This is a genomic window from Candidatus Micrarchaeia archaeon, assembly GCA_041653315.1.
In the GTDB taxonomy this organism is placed as follows: Archaea; Micrarchaeota; Micrarchaeia; order Anstonellales; family JAHKLY01; genus JAHKLY01.
The window spans coordinates 23,805-35,563 of sequence record JBAZFO010000012.1; the positions used below are offsets into that span (position 1 = coordinate 23,805).

At 41.1% G+C, this 11,759-nt stretch carries 19 protein-coding genes; all 19 read left to right on the forward strand.

From position 1 onward, the window contains the following. The first annotated feature begins 206 nt into the window (after positions 1-206). Positions 207-566 carry a hypothetical protein gene (locus WC356_03620; GenBank protein MFA5382229.1) on the forward strand — a complete coding sequence of 120 codons (360 nt, stop codon included), beginning with the start codon at positions 207-209 and terminating at the stop codon, positions 564-566. A 161-nt stretch (positions 567-727) separates the two neighbouring features. Then, a complete protein-coding gene (locus WC356_03625) occupies positions 728-1,276 on the forward strand; it encodes a hypothetical protein (protein ID MFA5382230.1) in 549 nt (182 codons plus the stop codon). A gap of 1,004 nt (positions 1,277-2,280) precedes the next feature. Then, entirely contained in the window at positions 2,281-2,715 is a 435-nt protein-coding gene (locus WC356_03630; protein MFA5382231.1) for a transglycosylase SLT domain-containing protein, read from the forward strand. Positions 2,716-2,732: 17 nt separating this feature from the next. Beyond that, positions 2,733-3,041, forward strand: coding sequence for a hypothetical protein (locus tag WC356_03635; protein MFA5382232.1), 309 nt, complete (start codon positions 2,733-2,735; stop codon positions 3,039-3,041). Between the two features lie 36 nt (positions 3,042-3,077). Continuing rightward, a complete protein-coding gene (locus tag WC356_03640; protein MFA5382233.1) occupies positions 3,078-5,081 on the forward strand; it encodes a hypothetical protein in 2,004 nt (667 codons plus the stop codon). Beyond that, the gene (locus WC356_03645; protein ID MFA5382234.1) at positions 5,078-5,596 is read left to right on the forward strand and encodes an AP2 domain-containing protein; all 519 of its coding nucleotides are present in this window, start codon (positions 5,078-5,080) and stop codon (positions 5,594-5,596) included. The genes WC356_03640 and WC356_03645 overlap by 4 nt, the downstream gene beginning before the upstream one ends. Positions 5,597-5,623: 27 nt before the next feature. Further along, on the forward strand, positions 5,624-6,616 hold the full coding sequence (locus tag WC356_03650; GenBank protein MFA5382235.1) for a recombinase RecT: 993 nt from the start codon (positions 5,624-5,626) through the stop codon (positions 6,614-6,616). Positions 6,617-6,664: 48 nt separating this feature from the next. Further along, complete coding sequence (locus WC356_03655) at positions 6,665-7,303, forward strand: HD domain-containing protein (GenBank protein MFA5382236.1); 639 nt, start codon at positions 6,665-6,667, stop codon at positions 7,301-7,303. Between the two features lie 167 nt (positions 7,304-7,470). Beyond that, the gene (locus tag WC356_03660; GenBank protein MFA5382237.1) at positions 7,471-8,046 is read left to right on the forward strand and encodes an NUMOD4 motif-containing HNH endonuclease; all 576 of its coding nucleotides are present in this window, start codon (positions 7,471-7,473) and stop codon (positions 8,044-8,046) included. Further along, a complete protein-coding gene (locus WC356_03665; GenBank protein ID MFA5382238.1) occupies positions 8,043-8,216 on the forward strand; it encodes a hypothetical protein in 174 nt (57 codons plus the stop codon). The genes WC356_03660 and WC356_03665 overlap by 4 nt, the downstream gene beginning before the upstream one ends. A gap of 25 nt (positions 8,217-8,241) precedes the next feature. Continuing rightward, positions 8,242-8,757, forward strand: a complete 516-nt coding sequence (locus WC356_03670; protein MFA5382239.1) for a hypothetical protein — start codon at positions 8,242-8,244, stop codon at positions 8,755-8,757. Between the two features lie 14 nt (positions 8,758-8,771). Next, on the forward strand, positions 8,772-9,248 hold the full coding sequence (locus WC356_03675; protein ID MFA5382240.1) for a hypothetical protein: 477 nt from the start codon (positions 8,772-8,774) through the stop codon (positions 9,246-9,248). Beyond that, positions 9,245-9,409: a hypothetical protein gene (locus WC356_03680; protein ID MFA5382241.1), complete on the forward strand. Its 165-nt coding sequence runs from the start codon at positions 9,245-9,247 to the stop codon at positions 9,407-9,409. The genes WC356_03675 and WC356_03680 overlap by 4 nt, the downstream gene beginning before the upstream one ends. Beyond that, positions 9,406-9,555, forward strand: coding sequence for a hypothetical protein (locus WC356_03685; protein ID MFA5382242.1), 150 nt, complete (start codon positions 9,406-9,408; stop codon positions 9,553-9,555). Before WC356_03680 ends, WC356_03685 begins: the two co-directional genes overlap by 4 nt. Further along, a complete protein-coding gene (locus tag WC356_03690; protein MFA5382243.1) occupies positions 9,556-10,290 on the forward strand; it encodes a hypothetical protein in 735 nt (244 codons plus the stop codon). Then, positions 10,175-10,858 (forward strand): ATP-binding protein, encoded by a 684-nt coding sequence (locus WC356_03695; GenBank protein MFA5382244.1) that lies wholly within the window; start codon positions 10,175-10,177, stop codon positions 10,856-10,858. Before WC356_03690 ends, WC356_03695 begins: the two co-directional genes overlap by 116 nt. 51 nt (positions 10,859-10,909) lie before the next feature. Continuing rightward, complete coding sequence (locus WC356_03700; GenBank protein ID MFA5382245.1) at positions 10,910-11,215, forward strand: hypothetical protein; 306 nt, start codon at positions 10,910-10,912, stop codon at positions 11,213-11,215. Further along, positions 11,212-11,343, forward strand: coding sequence for a hypothetical protein (locus tag WC356_03705; GenBank protein MFA5382246.1), 132 nt, complete (start codon positions 11,212-11,214; stop codon positions 11,341-11,343). Before WC356_03700 ends, WC356_03705 begins: the two co-directional genes overlap by 4 nt. An 83-nt stretch (positions 11,344-11,426) precedes the next feature. Further along, the coding region (locus tag WC356_03710; GenBank protein MFA5382247.1) for a hypothetical protein at positions 11,427-11,759 on the forward strand (333 nt) is incomplete at its 3' end.

Here is an 11,759-nt window from a genome sequence, read left to right on the forward strand (position 1 = left end):
TGAAGCGATAATAAAATTTGATACCAGCAGAACTTTAACGGTCAACCTAAGCCTATGCTAAGATAACATTATTTCTTCTCTCCTCCTGCGATGGGCGGTTTGCTGAACACAGTAGGCCGCTCATCGTTTTTTTAAATAAAAAAGATTTTGCTTGACATCGCCATTCTGTCAATATATAGTGAGGAAAATTTAATCGGAGATTAGATATGAAAACGGCAAAAGCAAGGGATTTAACTTGTTTGTGTCTCGGTATTATTGTCGGAGCAATAAGCACATTTGGCATTTTGAGCAAATACCACTATAGTCCAAATGACAAAAGACAACAGCCTCGCTGGGCGGAAAGGGCATACGCCGAAACGCACGGTTATTTTTGGCTACCCTGCCCTATTTGCGGGAAGCCTTTTGGCGGACACGAACAATCCTTTGGAAGTTTGATTACCGAATTGTATCCTAATGGCTGTTATAAGGGTACAAGCGTTTGTGCAAATTGTATCGAAAAGGCCAATGAGCTAAATAAGCCCTTGCTTGAAAAACAAAAAATTATTTTAGAAAATAATCATAAATGACCCCCTCGCAGAAGAAAGCCCAACAGAAGTATTATAAGAACTGGTACAAAAAGAATGGCCGCAAGCGAAAGCCAACACACCCTTGCCCGATTTGCGGTCGGCATAAAGTTTCAGTTAGAATAAGGAAGTGTCCAAAATGCGACAAATAGAAAGGTAATTTTATGACAAAGACAGAACTGAAATGCGGGTGCGGGGGTGAAACAAGTTGCCGCAGGCTTAAGGCTGGAAAAATTACTTATAGCGTTATGTGTAAAAAATGTGGAGTTGTAACGCAAGACCATAATTCCGAGGCCGAAGCTATCGCAGTATTTCGTCTTGCTACAAGAGCCGATAGGTCGATAGTCAATAGTACGGTTATGTGTCCCGATGATGGTTGTTGCGGCTGTTTGGGCGAGCCTGAAATAGTCGGAGAACCTGTTTGTAATGAATGTGGCAAGAAATACCGGATTATACCCGCCGATGTTAAATCAGGCATAAACTGGATTAGCGTCAAGGATGGATTGCCGGAAATCGTAGCAAAAGATGAACGGACGCAAGAGGAATTATCTGTAATCGTATTAGTCTGCGATATGACTCCCAAAGGCGGGTCTCTACACGACATCGAAAAGGCAATTTATAACCACACCACAAAGACGTGGGAACTCAAAAATTCTTTTCCGCATTTCATAGTTACTCACTATGCTTATCTCAATTTGCCCGACAAAACATAAAATCAGGGGACAATAATTGCCAGATATTATCCCCTGTGCGTATCCATACGACAGGTCAAGCCTGCTTTGTGAACTTGAAAAATAGCATTACCGACAAAACAAATAATGTATATAATGTACTTTGATTAGCCCATTGATTTTGCAATGGTCTAATAATGTGAGCTGTCAAGTAATCCTTGACGGTTGCCACAGACACTTATCCGCTTCTTATCCGCCTCAATTTAAAGACTTCTCCGCTTATCCGGCCAGACATAGCCCTATAAGCGGCAAATTCAATCCTATGTGGTTTTGACTATTAAAAACCATTTGTTATGCTTTAACGTGGAAATCGACATTTACATACTGGCTTTTTGGGCGTTTATAGCAATATGCTGATATTGTGGCACGTGAAACATTCATAGCAGGATTGTGTCAGTATGATGTAACTATCGTGCTAATTTTAAGAAAATATAAGATTTCTTAAACTTTTCGCTTGTAATGGCCGAAAACATTATTATCATTAAGAAAACTTGAGTGATGTTTGACAAAAAAATAATCCAAAAAATACAGCGGCGGGAGATAGTCTTTTCACCAATCCTGAAAATCGAATATCACTCAAGCCCGCCGCTTTTTGCTCTTTAAATCTTAATAACTTCTCCTCCTCCAAAAGGGCGTGTCGTGGCCGCCCTGAAAATAATGCCTTCTTGTGTCAGACGGCTTTTTCGGCGGGAGTGGCTTTAAAGGCCGCCCGCCAATTCGGGGACGTAACGGACAGCGGCCAGTGCCTCCGATGGAACTTGTCCTCCGCAGGTTTGAATCCTGCCGTCTCCATTGTAGTAAATTGACAATTAAATAGGCCGAGTTCAAGCACTGCCCTTTAGGCCGGGCTGGTTTGCAGAAAAGCAAATCAAAGATGTTTGGAATTACAAAGGTTAGTGTGCTGTTAATCGGCACGGAGGCAAAAGGCTGTACCGGATAAATCCTGACCTTTGTATGCAATAATAAAATTTTACGGAGACCTGAAAATGAAAATCATAAAAACAATTATTTTCATCTTGCCGATTATTTTCGGAATTGTGCCGGATTGCGAAGCGATGAAGCCAAAGAACGAGGAATATACTATAGAGAACCTACTCGATGCGATTGCCATTAAAGAAAGCAACGGCGATTCTAATGCTGTTGGAGATAACGGCAGGGCTTTAGGTGCTTTTCAAATATGGGAAATCTACGTTAAAGATGTCAATAGAATTTTGGGCGAGAAAGCTTTCAAAAATACCGACCGTCTTGATTATTACAAAAGCCGGACAATGACAAAGATTTACTTGGAACATTATGGCAAGGGTAAGAGCCTGTTTGATATGGCCAGAATCCATAACGGCGGTTTAAATGGTTGCAAGAAAGAAGCAACGCGCAAATATGCCGAAGCTGTAATAAAAATTATGAAGTCAAAAGAGAATTGAAAGCGGGAATAAGATAAATGCCTGATTGTGCCGGCCAAATTGTTATCGACTTTTCGCAAAACTATCGCACGATAGACCCCGCGACATCAGAGGCAGCGGGTAAGGCGATAATAAAGTCTGGCAAAGCAAATGTTCATTGCAAAATTATATTGAACTGCTTACGGCAAAACAACGGCTCAACAGTAAAAGAGCTTCAAAAACTATTAGACGGCAGATTAAAGCCAGAACAAGTACACAAGAGAATGGCTGATTTAAAGCACAACGGATTTGTAAAACGTGATGATGTGATAATAAGAGACGGTTGTGCGACTTGGTGGATGCTTTAAGAATAAAAATAAAAATTTAACCACGGAGACTAAAAAATGAGAATAGAGTTAATCAGTATCAACATTGAAAACTTCAAAGGGGTTAAAGCTTTTAAGTTCACACCGGACGGCGAAAACGCCTGTATTACCGCACAGAATGGCACAGGCAAGACAACTGTCTATGATGCGTTTTTGTTTCTGCTGTTTGGTAAAGACAGCACAGGCCGCAAGGACTTTGAGATTAGGCCGCTTAATGCAAACAATCAGCCGATAAACGGTCTTACGTTGGCCGTTGAAGCTGTTTTGGGTATTGATGGCGAAACGCATACTTTCCGCAAAGAGCAACACGAAAAATACATCAAAGACAAAATGACCGGCTTTGAAACGCTTTGCTATGTTGACGAAGTGCCGAAAAAAGTCGGCGAATACAACGAATATATCGCCGAGATAATCAGCGAAGATGCTTTCAAAGCCTTAACCGATTTAACATATTTCAATAATCTGCATTGGACAAAACGCAGAGCATTGTTGCTTGAAATCGCGGGCGAAATCGGCACGCCAAAAGGCTTTGACGAACTTCTTGGCAAGCTCAATGGCCGGTCGATTGAAGATTATAAAAAAGTTTTAGCAAATCAACAAACCCGCCTGAAAAAAGACAGAGACGAAATTCCAAGTAGGATAGACGAGATTCAAAGGGGATTAGGAAATTATGCCGAGGAGTATTCAGGCGTAACTGCAATACTCGAAAAACAACGTACCGATGTTACCGCCAAAATCGCAAAAATTGACGGTATGAGGCAGAATGTTTTTGCACAGGAAAAAGAACGCCAGACCAAAATAAATACCCTGAACACCTTACAGGCTAAAAGAATCAAACGCGAGGGCGAACTTGCGAACGATACGAGCGGGATTACAAACCTGCTTAATGAGAAAGCGGAGATTGAAAAAGACGTTGCAAATAAAAAACAGGCCGTCGCTTCTGCCGAAAGCAAGGCAAAAATTCAGCAGGCGGTCTTAACAGGCAGACAGGGCGAGCTTGTTAGATTTACGCAGAACAGAGCAGATATTCTTGAAGAAATGAAACGCGTTGCCGCCGCCGATTTGGGCGTAAAAGCGGAACCGGAATCTGATACTTGTCCATTTTGCGAACAGAAATTACCGGCAAAAAAACTTGCCGCAGCGAAAAAGAAAATTCAGGACGCTATTTCAGCGGCAGAGGCACGCAAACAATCGCAACTTGATGGTATAATGAGACGCGGGAACGAAGCCAAAAAAACAATCGACCTTATTCAGCAGAGTGTTGAAACGCTTACAGCAGAACTTACAGCGTCAAATACAGCACTGCAAATAGCACAGGTCGCATTGACTACTGCCGAATCAGTCAAAGCAAAGCGTTTTGCCGAAATTGACGAACTGATTAAGGGTAACCCGAAACCAAAACTTGAAGATGATAAAATATGGGAAGATATTATCCGCTCAATCGTAAAGATTGAAGCTGAAATCGGCGAGCCTGTCAGCGAACAGTTACAGGCTCTTGATAATCGCCGAACACTGTTAAATAACGAGCTTGCAGAGGTCAACAAAGCCCTTGCTGACGCTGATAACGCAAAGAAAGCAAAAGCCCGAATAATCGAACTTGGCGAGCAAGAAAAGAAACTGGCTCAACAGCTTGCCGACATCGAGCGACTGCTTGCGATGATAGGCGATTACACGCAAAAGGAATCCGAGCTAATCGAAAATTCCGTCAATGGAATGTTCAAACACGTCAAATTCAAAATGTTCGAAACGTGTCTTAATGGCAATATCGAGCCTGCCTGCGAAGCGACTTTTAATGGCGTACCTTACAGCGGGTTATCAACAGGGCAGCAAATCTTCATCGGTATCGACATTATTAATGTTTTAGCAGAACACTATAAAATAAATGCACCTCTTTTTGTGGATAGGGCGGAGAGTTTTACGATGCCTATGGAAGCTACTTGCCAAACCATACAACTAAAAGCCGTAAAAGGTCTTAAAAAATTAACTATTGAACTGGACAGGGTTTTGGAATCGGCAAAATGAAAACTATACCACTAACACAGAATAAATTTGCATTGGTTGACGACGCTGATTACGCCGAACTATCAAAACACAAATGGCACGTCCGTAAAATAAGAAATAAATTTTATGCTGTTCGTGCGATTTGGAACCCAAAAGGCGTTATTAGTTTTTCTATGCACCGTGAAATTTTAGGTTTAAAAAAGGGCGATAGAAAACTGGTTGACCATAGAGACGACAATGGACTAAACAATCAAAGAAGCAATATAAGGACGTGTTCTGTTTCTCAAAACGCTATGAATAAATTATCAAATGCGGGTTCATCGAGCAAATACAAAGGTGTGTGTTGGGATAAATGGAGCAAAAAATGGAGAGCAAGTATTATGATAGCAGGGAAAGGGGTTTTTCTTGGAAATTTCAAAACAGAACTTGAAGCTGCAAAAACTTATGACGATGCGGCAAGAGAACATTTTGGGGAATTTGCAAAAACAAATTTCTCAATCGAGAACTTCACGCCAAAGTCGGCGTTAAAAAATTAGTTATAACAAAGAAAGGAATTTTAGAAAATGTCAACGCCTAACGAATTAGCGAAAACAACAGAACAGCCGAAAAGTCAACTCGAAACCATAAAGAGCGGCCTGATGTCGCAAGGTGCAATCAGCCTCTTTAAGGACAATTTGCCAAACGCTATGGGTAAGCAGGCAGAGGAAATGGCAAAGCGGTTTGCGAAAATGACCTATACGGCTATATGCCAGAATCCGACATTACAGGGCTGTACAGTCAACAGTATTGTTAAGGCCGCAAGTATAGCCGCCAGCCTTGACCTGGACATCGACACAAGAGGACTGGCTTATCTTGTGCCGTTCAGAAACAATAAAGCCAATACAACAGAGGCACAATTCCAAATAGGCTATATGGGCTTGATTGAGCTTGCCTATCGCAGCGGCAAAGTCAAGGCAATATCGGCTCACTGTATTTACGAGAGCGAAAAAGACGCTGTAAAAATCAGCCGTATTGACGGCCAGTTTTCAGTCGAACACCCATTTAGTTATACGCCGCCAACAGGGAAAATGATTGCTGTTTATGCGACGGCAGAGATTGACGGCCTCGGCTCACAGACAACGGTTTTAAGAGCCGATGAAGTCGAGAAGTTTAGAAAAATATCGAAAGCTCCTAATTCTCCGGCGTGGGCAAATCACTATGAGGCGATGTGCAAAAAGACTGCTATTCGTCAACTTGCAAAATTCCTGCCAAAGTCAATCCTTGAGGACTTCTCACGCGGAGCAGCTATTGATGAAAAAGAAACCTTTGTCGAGGCAGAAGCGGCGGCAGTCGAACATATCGACCAATCAGCCGGCAGTAAGCCGATTGACGCTGCCTTTGAGGAAAACACTGGCACAGAGAATACAGAGCAATCAAAGCAACCACAAGAGCCACAGGACGACACTCCGCCGCAAAAAATGGCCTATTATTGTTCGGCCTGCGACATTGAATTTGCAACCCCGAAACTTAAAAAATGTCCAAACTGTGGTGCAACGACTTACGTTAAACAGTATTAGGATTATGAAACGTGCGATTTGAAAACCAATAACAAGAAAGGATTAGTTATGAATACACAAGTAAAAGAAAAAATTGAGTCGTTATTACTTTCAACACAACGACAGGGTATTACCAAATTAGTAGATTATCTTCGTGATAGTGATTTTTTTGTCGCTCCGGCTTCTTCAAGATTCCACGGTTGCTATGAGGGCGGACTGGCAGAACACTCTCTTGCTGTTTATGTGATAATGGTTGATTTTCTTGAGAAAATAAATCTCGCTGAAATATCTGCGCCGGGACAGCAATCTTTATCGTGCGATTCTAACAGTATCAGTATCGCTTGCCTGCTTCACGATGTTTGTAAAATAGGGGCATACCTGCCCAACGACAAGGGCGGATATAAAACAAACAGGGAACACCCCAAGGGACACGCCACTTTAAGCATTGAACGCATCAAACAGTATATCGAATTAACTCCTGCCGAAGAAATGATGATAAGATACCATATGGGCGTTTATGGTTGCAACGAATTTTATAAGCCCGACGATTCGCAATCTGGCGAATATCCGCTAAGGGGAGATAATACAAAGTCTAAAGAAGAACGATATGGTAACTCTCTTGCGAATGCGTGGTATCACAACCCTATTTGCAAACTACTGTATTTTTGCGATGAATTAGCAACCCTGCGAGACAAAGCGACTAAATAATCCTATGAAATTTGAACAAAAATAGACTTGACAGTCTCCAGTAAGGGATTATAGTGATGATATGCGATGCAGTAAAAAACAATCTTCTAAAGCTATCCAGAGGCAATTCGGGCTTGCGCCTAAACTGCATCGCAACTCTGGATGGCTTTTCTATTGGAGATAACAAAATGAAAGAATTATGGCGAGACATAAAAGGATTTGAGGGTGCATATCAAATTTCAAACAGGGGGAGGTTAAAGAGTTTTAAATTTATTAAGTTAGGGCGTATCCTATCAAACAAAAACGGCAAGGGCGGGTATTTGTCGGTAGTTCTACAATGCAACGGGAAAATAAGATGTACCCGCCTTCACCGCCTTGTAGCCGAAGCATTTATCCCTAATTCCAAAAACAAGGATGAGGTCAATCATATAGACGGCAACAAACAAAATAATTACGTTGAAAATCTTGAATGGGTTACTAAATCGGAGAATGTCCTGCACGCAATAAAAAGAAATCCAAACATTATCGCAGGAATAAATCATTACAATCAATCTATTCGCCCTAAACCAATATGGCAATTCACTCTTGATGGGGAATTTATAGCAAAACATACCAATTCCGCAGAGGCTCAAAAAGCAACGGGAGTGTGCTACAGAAACATTTTACAGGTCGCATCTCAAGATGAATACAAACCAGGATTAACCAGAAAGCAGGCCGGTGGGTTTGTCTGGAAATACAGTAAGAAACCAAAGGTGGCTATATGATGGTAATTCAGCACGCCAGCAGTAGTAATGCAAATTTTTATGAAATTAAAGCAAGCAACGGGCGAAGACTGCTGATTGAACTTGGCTTGAAATGGAAACAAACACAAAAGGTACTGTCTTATAATCTGAAAGAGGTGGCCGGAGCGATAGTGTCGCACGGCCATCTTTGACCACAGTAAAAGCATTAAGGACGCTATGAAAGCAGGAATCGACATCTATGCGAGCAAGGAAACGTTTGAATCACAAGGCTTGTTAAATGACCGCAGAGCGAAAGTTGTTGAAGATAAAACGCTTGTAAGGCTGGATACTTTTCAGATTCTATGCTTTAGCGTAGAACACGACTGCCCTGGTTGCCTTGGATTTGTAGTTAGAGAAAGGCAGACCGGAGAATACTTACTTTTCGCAACCGACACGGCCTTTTTATTGCAACGCTTCATATATCCTTTTTCAATCATAATGTTGGAATGCAGTTATTCAAAAGACATTCTCGAAAAACGAGTAGTCGACAAAACCATTGATGAATCGCTTGCAAAAAGACTTCTCACAAGTCATTTAGAAAAGAGCCAAACAATGCGATATATCAGCGACTTTTGCGATTTATCAAAATGTCGAGAAATACACCTTTTGCATTTATCAGCCGAAAATATCGACAAACAGCAAACAATAAATGATTTTGAAAGTAAATTTTTTATTAAGCCAATAACAGTTTAAGAAGGATTTTCAGTATGCCAACGGACGGCTCAATAACATTTTACGGAACAACAATACAGGGTATAGCAACAGCCTTATGGAAGTCGATATATAAGGCTTGCGAAACTTTCCACCGCTTCAAAATCGAAATCAGTGATGCCTCTGAATTTGCCGAAATTTCTTATCAGCAGATACGTTGGTGGAAAGGCGTATTGCTTCCCGCTTTGGCGAAAGATACCGGCGATTGCGAACACGTATGGGAAACACGCCTTAAATTAGCCGTCCTGCCCGATGAATTTCAACCGGAAATAGTAACCGTACAGGGCACGTCCTATACATTTATTCCGTCAATTACCACCTTGTCAATGAAGAAACTCAATACCCTGATTACTGGAAGCGTTGATAAACTCCACGAATGGGGCGACAACGGCGAAGATGAAGAAAATAGATTTGCTTGGGTAGAACTGCCAGACGCAGCGAAACGAAAAACTAAAAAGGAATCCGCAAAATGATTGAAAGTGATATTACAGACATTGAGTTAGCCAGACAGACCTTTGAGTCAATGTTCGGGCTGTCAAGAGAGCAATCAATCAGAATGGTTAAGGACGTTGCAGAATTGACTACGCAGGAAGTTATAGAGTTGTACGGCGTTTATATACCGGACGAGCAGTGAGTATTGAATTTTCCGAACACGGCAGCCGGATTTTTACAGGCAAAGCTAAGCCTGATTTTGAGTTTAAGTTTGTAAATAAAGACAACGTTGAAACAGCGAAAAATGAGCTTGAAAAAATAGGAATAAATATACAGGAACAGGAATAAATGAAAAAAGATAAGCCAGAACATTTCAGTTTTACACCCTACAAGTTCACCGGCGACTCTGATTTTCAGGTTATGACTGATGCCGAAAGAGGCTGTTTTGTAACCATAATTTTTTATCTATACCAAAACGCGGCGATATGCAATCTCGATTTGGCCGGATTAAAACATCTTTGTAACTCGAAAGATTTTGAAAATATCTGGAAAAAAATTGAAAAGAAATTTTCAAAAACCAAGCGAGGATTTACACATAAAAAAGTGGCAGAAGAATACAAAGCCGCAAAAAAACGTATGCAAACCGCCAGAAATAAAGGAGTTAAGGGAATGGCATCCCGATACTCTGGTAATAGTACAGCTAATAGTTCAGCTATAACTAAGTTAAGTAAAGTAAAGATAAGTAATAATAATATATATACACATACACCGGCAACGGGAAAATTCACCTTGACTGAATGTAAAGACGCGGCGGTACTGGTAGGGCTTACACCGGAACAGGCAGAAGTATTTTTTAATCACTATAATTCACAAGGCTGGCTCAAAGGGAACAATCTTCCCATAACAAACCTGCCGAGCCAATTATCAAACTGGAAGCAAAATAATTATAAATTTGAGGGTAAAAACAATGGACAAGTTTCAGGAAGTTTTAGCAAACATAGCGAAAAAGCGGGCGGCAAATCCACAGCCGACAGGAACTACGCCGAGCAGCAAAGCAAATTCGGAACGACCATTCAGGTCTAACAGAAATTCCAGGGCGAATTACTGGAAGCGGGAACTTAATAAAAATATTCCGCCGCTGTTTCGGTCTGCTCATATTCGCAATATCTCAAAGCAATTAATTGCTGATGTTGACACAAAAAAGCCAGAGCAAGGCTTATTGTTTTGGGGCAAAGCGGGCGTTGGCAAGAGCTATGTCGCCTGTGCTTTGCTTCGCCGGTTTATTTGCCAAAGACGCAAAACATCAACAGAGCGAGTATCTTTTGAAATGCTTTGCTTAAAACTCCGCAGCACATTCAGCGGTAAAGACGCAAGCGAACTCAATATCTTATCGCCGCTTCTGACTTGCGATTTACTTGTGTTGGAAGATTTAGGAACGAGCAAGAGTATTGGTGTTTCTGAAAGCGATTTTAGCCTGCGTACTGTATTGGCCTTGATTGACAGCAGAATTGAGAATTGCTTACCGACAATTATCACGACAAACAAAAGCGTTGAAAATCTTGCGGCAAGTTTTGACGACCGGATAGCGAGCAGGCTTAGTGGCTTTAAAATTATAAAAATTGACGGTGCGGATAAAAGAGCAAAACTTTAACGGATTGACTAACCGGCTCACGGACGAGCCATTTTTGAAAAGGAAAAATTGATGAACGAACGCAACGAATTGCCGTGGAATGAAAGAGTAAATGCAATAGGCATAAATCCTGATATGGCAACAAGGCACGATATTACACAAATGGCGGCGGAGATACAGGAACTCCGAGAAAGAAACAAATACCTCAGCAACGTCTGCGATAGATTGTCTATGCAAAATTTAAAACAAAAAATTGTTGCAACACTCGACTGGATGATAACCCAAATGGATTTTCAGAATGCGAATCTTGAGATGTTCGGCGGCGACAGTCCCGAACTCACAGAAGCAAAGGAACTTCAAGCGGAGTTGAAAAAATGAATAGTAAAGAACAATTACAAAAACTATGTGATTTACTGGGAATTGACACTGATTTGGCGGGAAAGAAAGAAATTACCTGCGAACGCATACTGCTTTTGGTCGAGCAATGCGTCTTGGATGAGATTTAAGGTAGTTAAACCGCTTTAGCCTATACCGATGTATAGGTCAGGCAAAGTTAAGGGCTTAAAATCGATTTAAGGAAGTTTTAGAAATGGCAAAAGTAATGATGGGATTTGAAATAGATAAAAGAATCTGTAAGAAATACGGCAATATCCCCACAACCGCAGAAGTTGGCGGCAAGACTTATAATTTCAGGGCAAAAGCCGAAATAAAACTTGCGAAGTATTTACAATTACTAAAAGTATGCAATCAAATTAAAGATTGGGAATATGAATCGCAGAATTTTGTTTTCAAAGAGGCCGAGGGTAGCTGGCTCATAGATTTTACGGTGCGAAACAATGACGACAGCTTTGAATTTTACGAATACAAAGGCCGTGTTGAGCCTGATACAAAATGGAAACTTTATATGCTCAATAAGATAAAT